Origin of the sequence: Enterobacter cloacae complex sp. IR53030 (assembly GCF_049238365.1) — a bacterium.
In the GTDB taxonomy this organism is placed as follows: domain Bacteria; phylum Pseudomonadota; class Gammaproteobacteria; order Enterobacterales; family Enterobacteriaceae; genus Enterobacter; species Enterobacter kobei.
The window spans coordinates 47,321-63,983 of sequence record NZ_JBMKHA010000025.1; the positions used below are offsets into that span (position 1 = coordinate 47,321).

Genomic DNA, 16,663 nt, shown 5'->3' on the forward strand with positions numbered 1-16,663 from the left:
CATGGCAATCGACTATCGCCGCATGCGCGCTACGGCAACGCGGCTCCTGAAGGATAACGGCAAATCCTACCAACTGACCCGAGGCGGTACCACCACCCGCGATCAGTACGGGAAAGAGATTACCACCGAGCCTGTTATCGCGACCGTTACCGGCGTTATCACTGAATACTCCACTCGTGAAATCGACGGCTCTCTGATTGCTACAGGCGATAAGAAGCTGGCGGCCACGTTTGAAACTGAAGTGCGCATCGGTGACATCATTGATATCGACGGCCAAAAGTGGCGCGTGGTACAGCCGAATCCGGTTAAGCCGGCAGACGTGTTGATCTCCTATAACATCCAGCTAAGGACCTGATATGTCGAGTTCCGTAAATCAGCCGTTCCTGGCTGCTATTCAGCTGTTCGTTGATGGCTCAAAGCAGGAGATTGACGAGGCGGTGCGCCGGACGGGTATCAAAATCCTGGGTAGGTTGGTGGAGATGTCACCAGTCGGGCAGCCGGAGACCTGGCAAGTGAACCAAACGGCCTCTGCTTATAATACTGCAGTGCGTGAACATAATGCTGCCCTTCGCGATGATCCTGCCAACCTGACCAAATCGGGACGACTAAAGCGCGGTTTGCGTGTAAACGACTCGATGGACATCAAAAAGCCTGAGGGTTATGTCGGTGGTCGGTTCAAGAACAACTGGTATGTCGGGTTCGATAGCCAGCCAACAGAGACGAACGATACCCCGGACGCTTCGGGACAGGGTTCAAACTCCCGCGGTCTGGCGATGCTTGAGGTGTTCAGAGTAGGGCAAGTGAGCACGATTTACTTCACCAACAACCTTCCATATGCCCAGGCACTGGAAAACGGACATTCAAACCAGGCGCCCGGCGGTATGGTCGGGTTGACCGCATTGGATGCAGCCCAATACTTCCGCGAGGCAATGAACGAGGTGCGCAATGGCCGGTGACCAGTCCATGCGAATTGCTGAATTGCTGGAGAGCCGGGTGGCGATTATCGCTGAGTCGCTCGGATTGCCGATCGCCTGGCCTAACATCGCTTTTACCCCGCCTGATGATGCCCCTTATGGGCGAGTTTATGTCTTACCGGCGCAAACCGTGGGGCAGGACCTGGAAGGTCAGCTGCGTACATACCAGGGCATTCTCCAGCTCAATATCATTGCACCAGCAGGTAGCGGCGTGAGTCTGGCCAGAGGGCTGATAAAGTCTGTCGCAGATGCTTTTCCCGAAGGGCTGCCGCTGGTGGATGGTGACCTGACCGTTTATATCAATGGCCCGCCGCAGGTGCGCCAACCTATACAGGATCGCCCCACATCATCACCAAACGGCACTACCGGCTCTATCACCTACACCACCCCTGTCAGCATGCAGTACCGCGCTGATTACTGACCCGCCGCCCGGCGGGTTTTTTATTACCTAAATTCAGGAGAGTGCTATGGCATTCGCAATCCCTAACGGCTCGCGTGTGAACGTGGCCAAGGCCTATCAGGCTCCCATCACCTTTACCGCTGCCTCTAACGCTACTGAATGCGAACTGACTGTTGCATCTGCCGCTGGCATCCTGGCGGGCGATGTAGTGCAGGTGAGCTCCGGCTGGCTAAAACTCGATAATATGGTGCTGCGCGTTAAATCCGTAGCCGGTACCAAAATCGTGCTGGATTCGTTCGATACCTCTGACACCACCAAATTCCCGGCAGGCACTGGCGCGGGCACGCTGCGTAAAATCGACACGTGGATCACGATGCCGCAGGTGATGACCCTCTCCACAGAGGGTGGTGACCAGCAGACCATCAGCGTGCAGTTCCTGGAAGACGATAAGGCCCGTACCATCCCGACCTTCAAAAACGCCGTGGTGCAGGTCTACACCTTCGCGCACGATCCGCTGCTGGCAATTTACAAGCGTCTGAGTGAACTTGACGAATCCAGCGACACCACTGCTGTGTGGTTCCATAACCCGCGCGGCAAAGCGGACCGTTATTACTCTGCCAAAGTGTCTTTCCAGAAGGTCCCTAAGACCGAAATCAACGCCGTGGAAAGCAACGAAGCGCGTATGAACTTCGAATCGGATATGCAGATTTACCCGATCGCCGATTCATCCGTTACGCCGCTGGCGTTCCTGACTGATCTGCCATCAACCAAATCAGTTAGTGTTGGAAATGCGCTCGATTTAGCCGTCGTTATGCAAGGCGGCTCCGCTCCTTACACCTACATGTGGAAGAAAGAAAGCTCCGCCATTCCGGGCAAAACCGCCTCGACGTTCAACATTCCATCTGTGGCATCCGGAGATGCTGGCTCTTACACCTGCGAAGTCACTGACGCGGCGGGCAAAACTATCACCTCTGCTGCTTGCACCGTCACGGTCAGCTAACCACTCGAGCCCGGTACGCCGGGCTTTCTTCGCTACTGAAACCAAAGTCTTTCTTAGGAATCGAAATGACCAAATTTTCCCTGATCCCCAACCCAACTTTTTCTGTGACCGCGAGCATTCCGCGCGCTGGCGCCGAAGACGGCAAGCTGACGTTCACTTTCCGCCATAAGACGCTGGAAGAGCTGCGCTCCATGGACGAGAAGCTGCAAAAGGCCGCCGAAGGTAAAAAGGATGCCATCGAGCCACAGGCCGACTACCTCATGGAAATTGTCGAGGGGTGGGCGCTTCCCGATGAGTTCAACCGCGAAAACGTTATTGTCCTTCTGCGGAACTATCCACGCGCGTTCGACAGCATCGGTCTGGCATACACCAAAGAGCTGATGGGTATCCGCGAAAAAAACTGAGGCAGGTCGCCGCAGCATTGTATACGCCGGGACCGACGTTCGCGGAGCTGAGCGCTTTTGGTTTGACGCCTGAGGACGTGGAGGAAGAGGTGGGGATCCTGCCCTCGGTGTGGAGGTCCTTCACCATCTTCTCTTCCCTGGCGACCCAGTGGCGAGTCGGCGCGAGCGGGGCGACCGGCCTTGATTACAACGTTCTCCCCTGGATGTTCGAGTTACACGGGGTTGAGGATGCGGCGGCCTGCATGGCTGACCTTCAAATTATGGAAAGCGAGGCTCTCAAGGTAATGCATAAGGAGACGAAATAATGACAGACCAGATCGCCTCGATTACTTTGCGGGCCGATGTTTCTGACCTGAAAACAGCCAGCAACGAACTGGATAAACTCGGCCAGGCGGCGGCCGGTGCTGTAGATAAAGCAGATGATCTGAATAGCGTGTTTCGCGCTGGCGCTGAATCTGCGAAGCAAGGCAGCGAAGGCATTAAGGAGCAGCAGGCTGCCCTGAAAGGCCTGCTTGAGAATATCGACCCGGTAAACAAGGCGCTGAACCGGCTTGACGAGCAGCAGGCAGCGCTGCGTAACTTCCAGACTAAAGGTTTCCTGGATACCGATACCTTTCAGGCTTACAACAAAATCCTGGATGACACCCGCCTCAAACTGACCGACACCGGAGAAGCCGCGGCGCGTGCTCAGGCCGAATTAGCCGCTACCCAGGCGGCAGAGAAGCAGTCCGCAGCGTTAAAGAATCTCCTAGGTTCCATCGACCCGACAATCCGTGCGTTCAACTCACTGGATGAACAGCACGCACAGCTGGTGGCCCATTTTGAAGCAGGCCGTATCACCGGCACTCAGTTCGAGCACTTCAATAATATCCTTAACCAGACACGGCAGCGCCTTTCCGGTGTGGCTGATGCTCTTCCTGATGCATTGTCCAGACAGGAGACGGCTGCGCGTCGCGCTGGTATTTCAGTTGGTCAGTACAGTGCTGCAATTGGTATGTTGCCCGCGCAGCTTACCGATATTGCTACTCAACTGGCAGGTGGACAATCCCCATTCCTGATCCTGCTACAACAGGGTGGGCAGATTAAGGATTCCTTCGGGGGCCTCGGTCCAATGCTCCAGGCTCTGAGGGATGCATTATTTGGCTTTAACGAAGAAAGCAGAGAGACCGCTGAATCGGCAACAAATATCAGTGATGCTGCTGAAGGTCTTAATAACACGAGTGAGGCTGCGGAAAAACTGGGGCGGGCGGGTGGTCTGCTAAATACCTTTAACCTTGCTATTGCGGGTTCTGTAGCTGTTCTGGCTGTTCTGGCGGGAGCTGCATATAGCTCATCCCAGCAGTTCGACAATGTTGCCAGATCGCTCATTTTGATGGGAGGGGCTGGCTTCTCATCAATGCAGCAATTGAATGACGCGGCAAAAGATGTTGCAGAAAATGCTGGCGCGTCCCTGGCTGATTCTGTTGATACCCTGGTACAACTTAATGACACCGGGAAGTATACCGCCGACCAGATGACTAAAATCGCCAAATCCATTATGGCTATGGGCGATGCTGGCCTCGATACGAAGGCTGCACTGGCGGACTTTTCACGGCTGGCAAGCGATCCTATTAAGGCGCTGGCAAGCCTTAATCAGCAATATGGCTTTGTTGATGAAGCTATGATGAAGCACATCATCACCCTTGAAAAAACTAAGGGCAAAACAGCAGCTGCAAACGAAGCGATAACGTTGTTTGCCAGCACCATGGAGGACCGTAGCAATAAAATTGTAGAGGCTACCGATAATATCGGGCAGGCGTGGAACGGGCTTAAAGCTTTCTCCTCCGACATTTTCGGTCAAATCGGGGTTACAGTGCGGGCTTGGGGCAATCAGGTTATCGAAGTGTTTAAGCTCTTGGGCACCTCGTTTGAAGCCCTTTTCGTCAAGATGAAAGAGTTCTCCCTTGAAGTTATGGGGGGAATGATCACTGGTTTCACGGATATTGCAAACAAACTCCCTGGTGGGGAATCGCTCATCAAATCCATGGGGTTTGATGGGCTAGCTGAGAGCGTTGCCAAGAACCGAGAAGCTGCAAGCAAGGAGTATGCTCAGCTTACCGCCGACTACAATAAGCATATTGCTAACCTCAGTAAATCCCAAGGGCAATGGGAAGAAGAAGCGAAGAATGGCGCTGGTGGAGGTGTAAGAGGTAGCGGGGCTGTCAGTCGCGAATCGAGAGACGCAGTCTCCAAGCTTGCTGAAGACTCTGCGAAAAAGGCTAAAGAGGCAAAAGCCACCCTGGATGCTGGCGATCGCACCCTTGAGAACTACCGCGCCCAGGCCAGAACGTTAACTGAAACACTCGAAACGTTGCGCAAGACTGGGGAGACGCAGGTCAGAAATACCGAATTCAGCAAACAGCAATCTCGCTTTGCTGAATTGGATGAGGCTGCCAAAACACGCGCGCTGACCGCCCAGGAGAAATCTCTGCTGTCGAGCCGTGAGGCTATTCTGAATGCCGCCAAGATGGTGGATCAGAAGAACAAGGAAGTAGAGGCGCAGCAGAAGATTAACGGCCTGGCGCAGCAGGCGAATAAATACGTCACGCAGATGTCGGAAAAGACAGAAGCGTTGCGAGGTAGTGCCGGCCTAAGCAGTCGTCAGAGCCAGCGCATGATGGAGGAAGCGCAACTCCGCCAGGGCTGGCTCAACGGTGGGGGTAAACTTGAGGATGCCGGGTATGAAAAAGAACTGGCGGCTCTCAGGAAATATTATGCCGAAGAGGACAAATTACGGGGCGACTGGAAAGCGGGTGCGGTGAGTGGATGGAACGAATATCTCGATGCTGCAACCAACACTTACGACGCCGTTAAAAACGTTGCCAGTTCCACGCTGACCGGCCTGAGCAACATGCTGACTGAGCTTATGACAACTGGCACCGCGTCAGTTAAAGAGTTCGGAAAATCTATGCTCAAGATGATCCTCGAGATAACCAACCAACTTATAGTGGCCTATACAGTACAGGCTGCGATGGGCTGGATAAGCGGTGGCAGTAGCGGCGGCAGCACTCCTGGCGGATCATATGCTAACGCTGCTGCTGGGCTAACCTTTAATGCTAAAGGCGGTGTCTATGACTCGCCCGGGCTCAGTAAGTACGTCAATGGGGTATACGACTCTCCCCAGTATTTTACTTTCCAGGGGGCGTCCAAGTTTGCGAAGGGCGGTGTATTCGCAGAGGCCGGCGCTGAAGCAATCATGCCACTTACTCGGGATTCTGCCGGGCGGTTGGGCGTACGCGCCCAGGGCGGTGGCGGTATGGCTCCGGTTATTAATACCACCGTTAACGTTGATGCTGGTGGTTCTGCAACTGTTCAGTCTTCCAGTTCAGGTGATGCTATGGGCCGTGCCCTTGCTGATGAAATGCAGAACGCTGCGTTGCAGGTTATCCAGAAGCACCTTAAGCCTGGAGGCATGATCTACAACTTCAGTAAAGGCAGGTAGTGTTTACGTCGTCCCCTGGTTAATATGATGAAAACCATAAAAATCAGGGGATGATTGTGTTAAAAAAAATCTTTAAGAAGATACTCAAAACCATTGGTTTGCTCATTTTACTTTTAGTTGTTGTCCTTGTGGCAGCGAGACTTAGTCTGAAAACTGATGACGAATTGAAAGCTGAGGAAGCCAAAGCGTTATCTGATAAGAAGCTGGATGAGTTGAGAAGCGCGTGTGAAGCTTACGTAAGGATGTCAGTCATTAACAAAAGCACCCTGGACATGTCGGTGTTTGGCTCGAACAGATGGCTCGGTGATGACGGTAAGTTTTACGCCACGCAGGAGTTTAGCGCCAAAAATAAATTTGGTCTTGAGCAAAAATTTAGAGCTGTATGCATCGAAGATAAAGACGGTAAAACTGATTATCGACTTGAAGAAATGAGCGGCAGTTAAGCTGAATTACGCTGCAACCAAGCCCCGCCCGGGGCTTTCATTACAGCCCACTCAGGTGGGCTTTTTGCATTTTGTGCTACTGCCACATCATCATAACTATTCAAATTACCTGAGGGGTAATTTCTGCATTATTGGACCTACCTTTCCGCACCTCTTGGCGCTTTAATCACGTCAGTAGGTGCTCTTTAACAATTAGTTGAGATCCTCAGACTCCTTGAGGGGGCTATCCTTCGAAGCCAGATACAGGAGAATTCTTAAATCTTTGCTTTCTGATTCCAGCCTATGCGCCATAATAGCTGCTGCATCCAAAACAAGGCTCCGGGCTCTGTCTCTATCATTTTTGGATAGCTTTTCAGCCTCACCTTCTTCTGCGAGTCCCAGCAAATACTCAATTCCTTCCTGTGCTAGAGCTGGTTGTGACAGAGCACTGGAAATGATGTCGACTATCTCAGAATTCATCGATCTTCCATTGCGCTTGGCGCGATCTGCTATAGCGTCACGCATTCCGGCTGGAAGCCTCACATTGAAACGGTCCATCTCTTGGCTAGGGAATTTACTCATTATTAAAACTCGCTGATACAAATTTGTATCATGATAGCACCTACTTGACATCATCATAAATGGTGTTAAATTGGTTGTGGTACCAAGTTGGCATCATTGATTAGGAGTTTACTATGCAAACCACTACATACGCTGGTCGTAAAAATGAAAGCTTCCAGCTTCGTCTACCGGGACAGATGAAAGAGGAGATCCGCAGAATGGCGGAGATGGATGGAATTTCAATCAACTCTGCGATTGTGCAGCGACTGGCTAAAAGCTTGCGTGAGGATCGCGCTAATGGTCAGTAAAAAAGACGAAACCCGGCAGTGTGGGGACACGAACCGGGCTTCTTTGCCAACACACCACCGTAGGAATGATGACATGAACAGTGTACAGAACAATGAATTAACTTTCCAGCAGACAGAGTTTCACCCGGTATCACACGCTGGTGAAACATGGCTCACTTCATCTGAGTTAGCAGCGGCGCTCGGTTACAAAAAGTCAGATGCCGTTACCCAAATATTCAGTAGGTATCACGATGAATTTACGGAACATATGTCAACGACCCTCAAAATGAGTGTCGTTAGAAAGACTGGTGCTGTTGATATTCCGGTTCGCGTTTTTTCGCTTCGTGGCGCTCATCTTGTCGCGATGTTCGCTACCACCCCGAAGGCCAAAGAATTCCGCCGCTGGGTTCTGGACATTCTTGACAGAGAAATTCAGCGCTCGCCAATCGCTAAGCAGTTTACGGACGATGAATTATGCACCCTCGCATATCTTTGGCGTTCAGCTGCGGTGATGTATGAGGCTTGCCGCGAAGTACATCCTCTACTGTTAGTTGCCGAGCATCGACTGGTTCCTCGATTTAGCTCTATTGGCACAAATTACAACCGGGGGATCAATAAGGCTCGCGCCATTCTTAAGCGCGAAACAGATCACATCAAAGAACAACCATGGGGAGATAGTGACTGGAAAAACGTCTTCTCATACGGGAAAGGAATTTTGCAGTGATGCAAATAGAAAAGCCGACAGTTCGCACCTGCCGGCTTCCATTGAAACTTGTCAAAAGGATCCAACCAATGACAAAAGTAAGTTTACCAGGTAACGGGCATCTCGTCGAGAAAACCATTGATAGTCAGTATCTGCTGGAGATGGTCAATGACGCCCGTAAGCAGTGCGGTGAGAAGATGGTGCGCAACAATGACTTTGTTGAGCGCATCAAAGATGAGTTGGAAGGGGAGTTTTACGAAACTTTCGTAAAACCTGCCGGAAAGTCTGGCGGTCGTCCTGTCGAGGTCATCGGCATGTCCATCAAGCAGGCTCTCCGCGTGGCCGCGCGCGAATCGAAAGCTGTTCGTCGCTCTTTGGTCGATAAGCTGGAAGATATGCAGGCGCTCCCGGTAATGCCGAAAAGTAATACCGGTATCACCGAATACCGCCTGGCAAAAGCGGATCAGTTGAAAGCCCAGGCACTGGAGAAAAATATCGCCAGCGCCCGTGAGATTATGTCTCTTCTTCCTCGCCTGGACCCAATGGCTCACCAGGCGCTGGCGGCGTCACTGATTAACCCTCTGATTGGTTACGACGCAATCCCGCTGCCAGTGATTGAGGAGCATTACCACACCGCCGGTGAAGTAGGCGAAATGCTTGGTGTATCAGCTCAGAAGATTGGGCGCATTGCCAATGCCAATAATCTTAAGACTGATGTCCACGGAAAATTCTTCCTGGACAAGTCGGCCCACTCCAGCAAACAGGTGGAAGCGTTCCGTTATAACGCCGAGGGTGTCAAAGCACTTCGCCATCTGATTCATTGTGCTGGTGTGGCCTAGGATTGATTTAACCACCAAGCCTCGCATACGCGGGGCTTTTTTTATGGAGTAAATATGGCAGTTGAAACATATAGCTGGCGCTCTCAGCTCGGTGCTGGGGCGATTGAATATAGTCAAACGGTGCGCGCTGCGCAGTTTGGTGATGGCTATGAGCAGGTTGCTGATAACGGTATTAACTCCACGGCTATTCAGATCCCTATGAAGCACACAGGCGCAGAATCGGAAGTGGACAGGATTCGTGATTTTCTCCTCGCTCATACCGTGAAAGCTTTCATCATTACGCCGCCCGGCGAAGCGAAGGGGCTTTATCGGGTCGTAGCCGACTCGGTTCGTAAAACTCAGATCAGCAGCAAATATGCTGAGTTGACGTTCACCATCAAACGGGCTTACGGAGTGTACGCATAATGGCATTAGTCGATCAGGCGGCTATGCTGGCGCCGGGTGGCAGGGTCCGCCTGGTTGAAGTTGACGCCTCAGAGTTCAGTGGTGGCATCCACCGTTTCCACTACGCACCTTTCCCCCATACGCCGGAAGAAATTGATGCTGCCAATGGAGATGAACAAAAGCTCGGACCCAAGCCTATCTTCTTCGGTGGCAATACCTACGATTTTTGGCCGTTTCAGGTTTCAGGCCTGGAGCTATCAACAGACCAGGCGGCGGAGCCCACTCTCAGCGTCTCAAACCTTGACGGCCATATCACTGCGCTGTGCCTGCAATTTAAGGACATGGTTAACGCAAAAGTGAGCATTATCGACACCTATTCGGTTTACCTCGATGCCGTGAATTACCCTGGTGGGGTGAACCCGACCGCCGACCCGTCCATGTTCACGCTTCAGACCTTCTGGCTTGACACGAAATCCTCCGAAGACGACGAAGTGGTTTCATGGTCACTCAGTAGCCCCGCAGACTTGCAGGGGCTTGTTATCCCAACCAGACAAATCACCTCGCTCTGCGAATGGGCACTACGCGGACAGTACCGGAGCGGCGATGGATGCACCTATAACGGTACGGCATATTTCGACGCGAAGGGGAATCAGGTTTCAGATCCTGCCCTTGATGTATGTGGTGGTTGCTTCAGTGACTGCCGTAAACGATTTGGCGCCGGCCTGGAAGATCCTAACGCAGCAATTCTCGACTTTGGCGGCTTTCCGGCAACCGTTCTCTTCACCCGATAACCGGACATAGCAATGAATAAAACCATATTGGCAGCTATCCGTGCTCATGCGCTGGAGGAATCCCCGCGCGAGAGCTGCGGATTCGTTATTCAGTCTGGCCGTCGCCAGCGCTATATTCCTGTACCAAACACCCACGAAAATCCAACAGAACATTTCCGCATCGATGGCGAGCATTGGGCGAACGCCGAAGATATCGGGACGATTGTGCGCGTCATCCATTCCCATCCTGGCGATGGAGCAAGGCCCATTCCATCCGATCTGGACCGCCAGCAATGCAACAACTCCGGCGTGGTCTGGGGTATTTACGCGCCGGATAGCGACGAATACGCTGAGATAATGCCGGAGGCGGTACCCCTTATCGGGCGTCCGTTTATCTTGGGCTCAAATGACTGCTGGGGACTGGTAATGGATTGGCATGCCACCCAAGGCGTGAGACTTAACGATTTCCGCGTCGATTACCCATGGTGGGAAAGCCAGTACCCGGACAACCTGTATTTCGACAACTGGGAGCGGGAAGGGTTTGTCGAATGCGACCCGTCGCCAGGCTGTATGGTCATCATGCAGGTTGAATCCAGTAAGTGGAACCACGCGGGGATCATTACCGAGGAAGGTGAGCTGCTTCACCATCTGTACGGGCAGCCATCCTGCATCACGCCGTATGCGCGAGGTTATTTCAAAGACAGGACGATGATCTGCGTCCGTCACAAAGAGCTACCGCAGGAGATTCAGCCATGGCGCGTTTAACCACGATTCGATTGTACGGTGTACTGGGAGCCCGGTTTGGCCGTGTTCACAGGCTGGCAGTGCAGACATCAGCCGAGGCGGTAAAGGCGCTTTGCATCAACCTGGACGGGCTGGAAAGCTATCTTCTGAACGCCAAAAAGAATGGCATGACGTTCGCGGTGTTTCGCGGCAGGCGCAACATTGGCGCGGATGATTTTAAGAACCTGGCCGGAAGCACCGATATTCGCATAGCACCAGTGATGGAAGGGGCAAAAAAAGCAGGTTTGTTCCAGACAATATTGGGTGCTGTCATGGTTGTGGCGGGCATCGTCGTGACGGGCATGACGTTCGGTTCAGCAGGTGTCATTGGCGCGGGAATGGTCTCCGCTGGTATCGGAATGATGGCTGGTGGAATTTACCAGATGCTTTCGCCCCAGCCCAAAGGACTACAGGGGCGAGACGATCCTGACAATAAACCCTCATATGCCTTCGGTGGCTCGGTGAATACCCTTGCGATGGGTAACCCGGTCGCGCTTCTTTATGGTGAGCGCGAGATTGGCGGCGCCATCATCAGTGCCGGCATAGTCGCAGAAGACATCTGAAAACTCCTTTCTGAATATCAAGCACCCAATTGGGTGCTTTTTTTATGGATGTAATATGGAAGCGATCACTGGTGCAAAGGGTGGCAGCCAGAAGCAGCACACACCTGTAGAACAGCCCGATTCGGCTCAGTCAATGGCGCGCTGCCGCATGCTGCTGGCGCTCGGGGAGGGGGAGTTTGCTGGTGGCCTGGATGCGACCCGGATATTCCTGGACGGTACGCCGTTGGGAAACCCCGACGGAACGATGAATTTTGAAAATGTGTCATGGGATTTCCGGCCTGGCATACAGACCCAGACACCAATACCGGGATTCCCTGCAGTCGAGAATGAAACTACGGTTGGCGTATCGCTGACAAAGGCCACACCATGGACCCGCGCACTGAGTAACACCCAGATTGACGCGGTGCTGGTTCGTATTGGTATCCCTGGTTTACAGCAGCAGGAAAACGATGGGGATATTGTCGGCACTACGGTTCAGTACCATATTGATCTGGCGGTGGACGGTGGCGCTTACTCGACAGTCATGACTAAAACCGTCACAGAGAAGCTCAGTTCGCTCTATGAACTAACTCACCGTATTAATCTTCCCAAAGCCAGCACTGGCTGGCAAATTCGAGTGGTGCGTGACACCGATGACAGCACCAGCCAGATGCTGCAGAACAAAACGCAGGTGCAAGCGATTACTGAGGTGATCGATGCTCGCCTGCGATATCCACACACAGCGCTGCTGTACGTGTCCTTTAACGCAAAGTCATTCAACAACATTCCTAAGATTTCCTGCATGCCGAAGGGGCGCATCATCCGAATCCCTTCGAACTATGATCCAGTAGCGCGGACTTATAGCGGAACATGGGACGGGACGTTTAAATGGGGCTGGACGAATAACCCGGCGTGGATATGGTTCGATGTTCTGACTGAGCCGCGCTTCGGTCTTGGGCGCCGCGTGACGCCAGAAATGCTCGATAAGTGGGAGCTCTATCGCATCGCCCAGCGCTGCGACCAGAAGGTACCCGACGGGAAAGGCGGAAGCGGTACCGAGCCACGCTTCATGTTTGACGTTTACATCCAGTCCCAGGCTGATGCCTGGCAGGTGATTAAAGATATTGCCGCGGGCTTCAACGGAATGACTTTCTGGGGCAACAACATGTTCAATGTTGTCTCTGACATGCCGGCGGACACTACGAAGTTGCAGATCCTCACTCGCGCATCAGTGGTGGGTAAGCCAGTGTACTCAAGTGGCAGTGAGAAAAACCGATTCTCCAGCGCGCTGATTAACTTCAGCGATCCGGATAACCACTACCAGGACCGCACCACGGCAGTGATGTTTCCGGAACTGGTGAAGCAGTTCAAGTTTAAGCAGACACAAATCACTGCAATCGGTTGTACGCGTGAGAGCGAGGCGCAGCGGCGTGGCGGGTGGGCGGTGTATTCCAACTCCCTTGACCGCATTATCACGCTTCAGACTGGACTTGATGGCTTTGTATTCGTGCCGGGCACCGTATTTGCGTTTGCAGATGAACGCCTGTCAGGGCGCGTTTACGGCGGGCGTATCACCGGGTATAACGCGGGTCTTAAGGCCGTGACCACTGACCGGGGCACCAGTGCGGTGGCGGGCGATACGCTGATGATTCGCACCCAGGGCGGTACCGTTGAAAGCCGGGTGATACAGGCCGTAAATGGCACGCAGCTGATCGTGTCCACGCCGTTCACGGCGGCGCCATTAGCTAATGCCGTGTTCGTAATTGATGCTGGTCAGCTGCGCCTACAGTATTTCCGGGTAACGAACCTAAAATTTGATGATGAGGAAAATACCTTCACCATTACCGGTGCGGAGTATAACGCGTCGAAATACGACGCCGTTGATAACAACGCTCGTCTTGATACTCCACCGATAAGCCTGATTCCGACCGGGCTCGTGAACCAGCCGACCAACATCATGGTATCGAGCTATGATGCGGTTCGCCAGGGGCAGCGCGTGGCCACGCTAACCGCCTCGTGGGATGCGCCAGTTGATAAAGACGGCAAACTGCAGTCGGACGTAATAGCGTACCGGGCACAGTGGAAGCGCGGAAATAACGAATGGGTAAACGTGCCTGAAACCGGGTTACGAAATATCGAAGTGCCTGGCATTTTCGAGGGCGATTACCTTGTGCGCGTCCGTGCGATTAACTCTGGGGGAGCGTCCAGCCTTTGGGCCACGTCTGCGTTGACCCATCTTACCGGCCGCACCGGTGAAGTGCCCAAACCTGTCGGACTAACTGCAACAGAGGATGTTGTATTTGGGATCAACGTTACATGGGGTTTCCCCGCAGATACCGCCGACACCCTGAGCACGGAACTGCAATACAGCGCTTCAGTAGATGGGGCAAATCCAATGCTTTTGGCGTCGGTGCCGTATCCCCAGAAACTCTATCAGCAGATGGGGCTGAAGGCAGGGCAGATTTTCTGGTACCGCGCGCAGCTGGTGGACCGTAGCGGCAACGAGTCCGGATACACCGACTGGGTGCGCGGGCAGGCCAGCATCGATGTTTCCGACATCACCGATGAGATCCTGGAGGAGATTAAAGATTCTGAGGTATTCAAGGATCTGATAGAGAGTGCCGTAGAAAGTAGCGAGAAACTGGTCGAACTTTCTGATGCGATTAAGGAGAACGCCGATGGTCTGGCAGCAGCAGTAGGTTCGAATAAGCAGACAGCAGAAGCAATCATTGGCAACGCCCTGGCTATTGCTGATGTTGTTGTGCGCCAGACTGCGCAGCAGGGGGCTAACTCTGCGACATTCGAACAGCTCCGGGAGGTGATCGCCACTGAGACGGAAGCCCGCGTCACGGATGTTACTCGTCTTGAGGCACAAACTGCACAGAATGAAGCGGGTATTACTGAAGTTCGCCAGGCGTTAGCAACGGAAACTGAAGCTCGCGCTTCGGCGGTAAGCCAGTTGACTGCAGCCACTCAGGCTGCATCTGACAAAGCTGATTCAGCAGCTGCTGTAGGTGCTAAGAATACAGCATCAATCACTGACCTTAGCCAGGTTGTCACGGACCTCGATTCCTCAATGGCATCACGCCTGGAAGAGCTGGGTGCACAAACTGATAAGGCCAGCGGCGGTATTCAGAACAATGCTATCGCGCTAATAACGAGTACGCTGGCGCAGGTTAACCAGCGCAACCTCCTGAGCGTCCAATATGGAGATAACAAAGCCAGTATCGATCGAGTAGACAATGTGATGGCCGACGCCAGTAAAGCTGTCTCTGAGTCATTGCGCGTTTTGGATTCCAGCACCGGTGGGAACACGGCGAATGCCACTGACTTGTCGAAGACACTTGCTGATTTTACCCAGGCGTCTGCTACGCAAATCAATTCGCTAAAGATCACGGTTAACGGTCAGTCTGCAGCGATTGTCCAGAACAGCCAGGTATCAGCGGACATCAATAACAACCTGAATGCGATGTACAGCATCAAGGTCGCTGTTGATTCTAATGGTAATCAGTATGCAGCAGGGATGGGGATTGGTGTTCAGAATACTCCATCCGGCATGCAATCACAGGTGCTGTTTGTGGCTGACCGTTTCGCGGTAATGGCGCAGGCTGGTGGGGCGGTGTCGTTGCCGTTCGTAATCCAGAACGGACAGACCTTCATCCGGGATACGTTCATCCAGGACGGTACCATCAGCAATGCCAAAATCGGCAGCTATATTCAGTCTTCAACATGGGACGGCACCGGAAATGTTGGCTGGCACATCAACAAGTCTGGCTACGCGACGTTCAATAATGTGACCGTTCGTGGCTCGATTTACGCCACAAACGGTAATTTTTCTTTCAATGGCTCCGGCAACACAACGGTGATTAATGGTAATGGCGTAACCATTAATATTCCTGGTGGTGGCCGGATTGTACTGGGGACATGGACATAAGATGCCGACAGGATTATTGATAGAACTTAATGACGGCGGAAAGCGTATGGAGATAACAGCGGGCCTGAGATGCCCGTCTTTTGGTGGCAGCTTTGACACTGGCTACCAGAAAGCAAAGTATGTGGACATCGCTGGTTATGTTTCAGGTGCGCAGGTGCTGTTTATACCGTATGCGACTGCCTATGTTGATGCGGGGCTGTGGCATAAAATGAATTCCATAACCATCTCTGGTGGCAGGGTTACGCAGAATTCGAGAATGCAGGCTCTGGGCATTAGTGAAAGAGATAGCACCTATACGTTTCCCGGTAGTGTCTGGCAGATATTTCCGACAGGTCAGCGAAGCGGGGTGGGCCTGCTTATCAGCGACAGTACTGACTTCACCTCGATAACCAATGCCACGCAGTCAGGGCAGTGTATCTGGAAGGGGACCGTAAGTGTTCCGACCGGAGGATGGGCGGTTCCGACGATAGCAGGATACGACAAGTCGAAGTACGTCGTTTTCGGGCGCTGTAACAGTGGTAACACGATTGACTTCGACGGTAACACGGTCAGGTTCTTCAGCCCTCCGTCCACGAACGATGATGCTCCCGCAACCGGCACGATAGACATCGTTATTTTTGCCAGTGGCGTAGCGCCGCAGCCGGGTACCGGCCTCAATATTTTTAATGCTGCAGGGGCCTGCACCTTTTCAACCACAAAACGACCATTCGTATACCTCAACCAACTCTGGACCCCTTCGACAAGTGCCGTGAGCATCGGTAACGGATATGTTCCGCTGGGTAGGTTTGGGCTAATGGTGCATACGGTAAACGGCATGTATGTATATCGAATGTTCGGAATAAAAATACAGAACGGCAACGCTTCAGTTCAGGGCGGAAAATATCTTGGGCGCGAGCAATATGCCATTTTCGGTAATAACACGGTGACGTCGCTCAGCCTTCCGGTTCTGCCCGATATGTACGTCTGAATACACTGCCTAATTAAATCAACCTCGCTCCGGCGGGGTTTTTTATTACCTGGAGATAATATGATTTATACCACTGGCACTATTGCCATCAGCGGAAATACCCTTACAGGTACGGGAACAAACTTCACTGCAGCTGGCTCGCTGATTCGTAACGGCTGTACCGTCATCGCGCTGACCAGCCCAGCGCAGGTTTTCCAGATCACCGCTATCGG

At 52.8% G+C, this 16,663-nt stretch carries 18 protein-coding genes; 17 read left to right on the top strand and 1 reads right to left on the bottom strand.

The window, feature by feature from the left end; all coding sequences use genetic code 11:
* Nucleotide 1 precedes the first annotated feature (1 nt).
* The 8 genes from ACOTXR_RS21090 (at nucleotide 2) to ACOTXR_RS21125 (ending at nucleotide 6,702) form a co-directional block, all read left to right on the top strand.
* Entirely contained in the window at nucleotides 2–355 is a 354-nt protein-coding gene (locus ACOTXR_RS21090) for a hypothetical protein (protein ID WP_045286695.1), read from the top strand.
* A 1-nt stretch (nucleotide 356) separates the two neighbouring features.
* A complete protein-coding gene (locus tag ACOTXR_RS21095) occupies nucleotides 357–956 on the top strand; it encodes a hypothetical protein (RefSeq protein ID WP_421767091.1) in 600 nt (199 codons plus the stop codon).
* 7 nt (nucleotides 957–963) lie between these two features.
* The gene (locus ACOTXR_RS21100; RefSeq protein WP_421767092.1) at nucleotides 964–1,395 is read left to right on the top strand and encodes a phage tail terminator-like protein; all 432 of its coding nucleotides are present in this window, start codon (nucleotides 964–966) and stop codon (nucleotides 1,393–1,395) included.
* Between the two features lie 46 nt (nucleotides 1,396–1,441).
* Nucleotides 1,442–2,374, top strand: a complete 933-nt coding sequence (locus ACOTXR_RS21105; protein ID WP_421767093.1) for a phage tail tube protein — start codon at nucleotides 1,442–1,444, stop codon at nucleotides 2,372–2,374.
* A gap of 65 nt (nucleotides 2,375–2,439) precedes the next feature.
* The gene (locus ACOTXR_RS21110; RefSeq protein WP_023622568.1) at nucleotides 2,440–2,778 is read left to right on the top strand and encodes a phage tail assembly chaperone; all 339 of its coding nucleotides are present in this window, start codon (nucleotides 2,440–2,442) and stop codon (nucleotides 2,776–2,778) included.
* Nucleotides 2,779–2,795: 17 nt separating this feature from the next.
* On the top strand, nucleotides 2,796–3,083 hold the full coding sequence (locus ACOTXR_RS21115) for a DUF1799 domain-containing protein (RefSeq protein WP_421767094.1): 288 nt from the start codon (nucleotides 2,796–2,798) through the stop codon (nucleotides 3,081–3,083).
* A complete protein-coding gene (locus ACOTXR_RS21120; protein WP_421767095.1) occupies nucleotides 3,083–6,259 on the top strand; it encodes a phage tail tape measure protein in 3,177 nt (1,058 codons plus the stop codon). Before ACOTXR_RS21115 ends, ACOTXR_RS21120 begins: the two co-directional genes overlap by 1 nt.
* 56 nt (nucleotides 6,260–6,315) lie before the next feature.
* Nucleotides 6,316–6,702 (top strand): hypothetical protein, encoded by a 387-nt coding sequence (locus tag ACOTXR_RS21125; RefSeq protein WP_126508917.1) that lies wholly within the window; start codon nucleotides 6,316–6,318, stop codon nucleotides 6,700–6,702.
* A gap of 192 nt (nucleotides 6,703–6,894) precedes the next feature.
* Here the strand turns inward: ACOTXR_RS21125 and ACOTXR_RS21130 are convergent, their stop codons facing one another.
* On the bottom strand, nucleotides 6,895–7,263 hold the full coding sequence (locus ACOTXR_RS21130) for an Arc family DNA-binding protein (protein WP_224213912.1): 369 nt from the start codon (nucleotides 7,261–7,263) through the stop codon (nucleotides 6,895–6,897).
* A gap of 113 nt (nucleotides 7,264–7,376) precedes the next feature.
* Here ACOTXR_RS21130 and ACOTXR_RS21135 point away from each other — a divergent pair, with 113 nt between their 5' ends.
* The 9 genes from ACOTXR_RS21135 to ACOTXR_RS21175 all read left to right on the top strand — a co-directional run bounded on the left by ACOTXR_RS21135 (nucleotide 7,377) and on the right by ACOTXR_RS21175 (nucleotide 16,451).
* Entirely contained in the window at nucleotides 7,377–7,550 is a 174-nt protein-coding gene (locus tag ACOTXR_RS21135) for an Arc family DNA-binding protein (RefSeq protein WP_047359780.1), read from the top strand.
* Nucleotides 7,540–8,253, top strand: coding sequence for a P22AR C-terminal domain-containing protein (locus ACOTXR_RS21140; protein WP_048218106.1), 714 nt, complete (start codon nucleotides 7,540–7,542; stop codon nucleotides 8,251–8,253). Before ACOTXR_RS21135 ends, ACOTXR_RS21140 begins: the two co-directional genes overlap by 11 nt.
* A 68-nt stretch (nucleotides 8,254–8,321) precedes the next feature.
* A complete protein-coding gene (locus ACOTXR_RS21145; protein WP_048218103.1) occupies nucleotides 8,322–9,071 on the top strand; it encodes a hypothetical protein in 750 nt (249 codons plus the stop codon).
* Between the two features lie 54 nt (nucleotides 9,072–9,125).
* Entirely contained in the window at nucleotides 9,126–9,476 is a 351-nt protein-coding gene (locus tag ACOTXR_RS21150; RefSeq protein WP_057056276.1) for a phage tail protein, read from the top strand.
* Complete coding sequence (locus ACOTXR_RS21155) at nucleotides 9,476–10,246, top strand: phage minor tail protein L (RefSeq protein ID WP_421767096.1); 771 nt, start codon at nucleotides 9,476–9,478, stop codon at nucleotides 10,244–10,246. Before ACOTXR_RS21150 ends, ACOTXR_RS21155 begins: the two co-directional genes overlap by 1 nt.
* A gap of 12 nt (nucleotides 10,247–10,258) precedes the next feature.
* Complete coding sequence (locus tag ACOTXR_RS21160; protein WP_421767097.1) at nucleotides 10,259–10,990, top strand: C40 family peptidase; 732 nt, start codon at nucleotides 10,259–10,261, stop codon at nucleotides 10,988–10,990.
* Nucleotides 10,978–11,571 (top strand): tail assembly protein, encoded by a 594-nt coding sequence (locus ACOTXR_RS21165; RefSeq protein ID WP_045418842.1) that lies wholly within the window; start codon nucleotides 10,978–10,980, stop codon nucleotides 11,569–11,571. Before ACOTXR_RS21160 ends, ACOTXR_RS21165 begins: the two co-directional genes overlap by 13 nt.
* Before the next feature lie 55 nt (nucleotides 11,572–11,626).
* Complete coding sequence (locus ACOTXR_RS21170; protein WP_421767098.1) at nucleotides 11,627–15,484, top strand: phage tail protein; 3,858 nt, start codon at nucleotides 11,627–11,629, stop codon at nucleotides 15,482–15,484.
* A 1-nt stretch (nucleotide 15,485) separates the two neighbouring features.
* The gene (locus ACOTXR_RS21175) at nucleotides 15,486–16,451 is read left to right on the top strand and encodes a DUF6453 family protein (RefSeq protein WP_013096346.1); all 966 of its coding nucleotides are present in this window, start codon (nucleotides 15,486–15,488) and stop codon (nucleotides 16,449–16,451) included.
* Nucleotides 16,452–16,663 lie beyond the last annotated feature (212 nt).

Coding starts and splice junctions, on each gene's coding strand:
- ACOTXR_RS21090 (WP_045286695.1), top strand. CDS start 2: ATGGCAATCGACTATCGCCGCATGCGCGCTACGGCAACGCGGCTCCTG.
- ACOTXR_RS21095 (WP_421767091.1), top strand. CDS start 357: ATGTCGAGTTCCGTAAATCAGCCGTTCCTGGCTGCTATTCAGCTGTTC.
- ACOTXR_RS21100 (WP_421767092.1), top strand. CDS start 964: ATGCGAATTGCTGAATTGCTGGAGAGCCGGGTGGCGATTATCGCTGAG.
- ACOTXR_RS21105 (WP_421767093.1), top strand. CDS start 1,442: ATGGCATTCGCAATCCCTAACGGCTCGCGTGTGAACGTGGCCAAGGCC.
- ACOTXR_RS21110 (WP_023622568.1), top strand. CDS start 2,440: ATGACCAAATTTTCCCTGATCCCCAACCCAACTTTTTCTGTGACCGCG.
- ACOTXR_RS21120 (WP_421767095.1), top strand. CDS start 3,083: ATGACAGACCAGATCGCCTCGATTACTTTGCGGGCCGATGTTTCTGAC.
- ACOTXR_RS21130 (WP_224213912.1), bottom strand. CDS start 7,263: ATGAGTAAATTCCCTAGCCAAGAGATGGACCGTTTCAATGTGAGGCTT.
- ACOTXR_RS21135 (WP_047359780.1), top strand. CDS start 7,377: ATGCAAACCACTACATACGCTGGTCGTAAAAATGAAAGCTTCCAGCTT.
- ACOTXR_RS21140 (WP_048218106.1), top strand. CDS start 7,540: ATGGTCAGTAAAAAAGACGAAACCCGGCAGTGTGGGGACACGAACCGG.
- ACOTXR_RS21145 (WP_048218103.1), top strand. CDS start 8,322: ATGACAAAAGTAAGTTTACCAGGTAACGGGCATCTCGTCGAGAAAACC.
- ACOTXR_RS21150 (WP_057056276.1), top strand. CDS start 9,126: ATGGCAGTTGAAACATATAGCTGGCGCTCTCAGCTCGGTGCTGGGGCG.
- ACOTXR_RS21155 (WP_421767096.1), top strand. CDS start 9,476: ATGGCATTAGTCGATCAGGCGGCTATGCTGGCGCCGGGTGGCAGGGTC.
- ACOTXR_RS21160 (WP_421767097.1), top strand. CDS start 10,259: ATGAATAAAACCATATTGGCAGCTATCCGTGCTCATGCGCTGGAGGAA.
- ACOTXR_RS21165 (WP_045418842.1), top strand. CDS start 10,978: ATGGCGCGTTTAACCACGATTCGATTGTACGGTGTACTGGGAGCCCGG.
- ACOTXR_RS21170 (WP_421767098.1), top strand. CDS start 11,627: ATGGAAGCGATCACTGGTGCAAAGGGTGGCAGCCAGAAGCAGCACACA.
- ACOTXR_RS21175 (WP_013096346.1), top strand. CDS start 15,486: ATGCCGACAGGATTATTGATAGAACTTAATGACGGCGGAAAGCGTATG.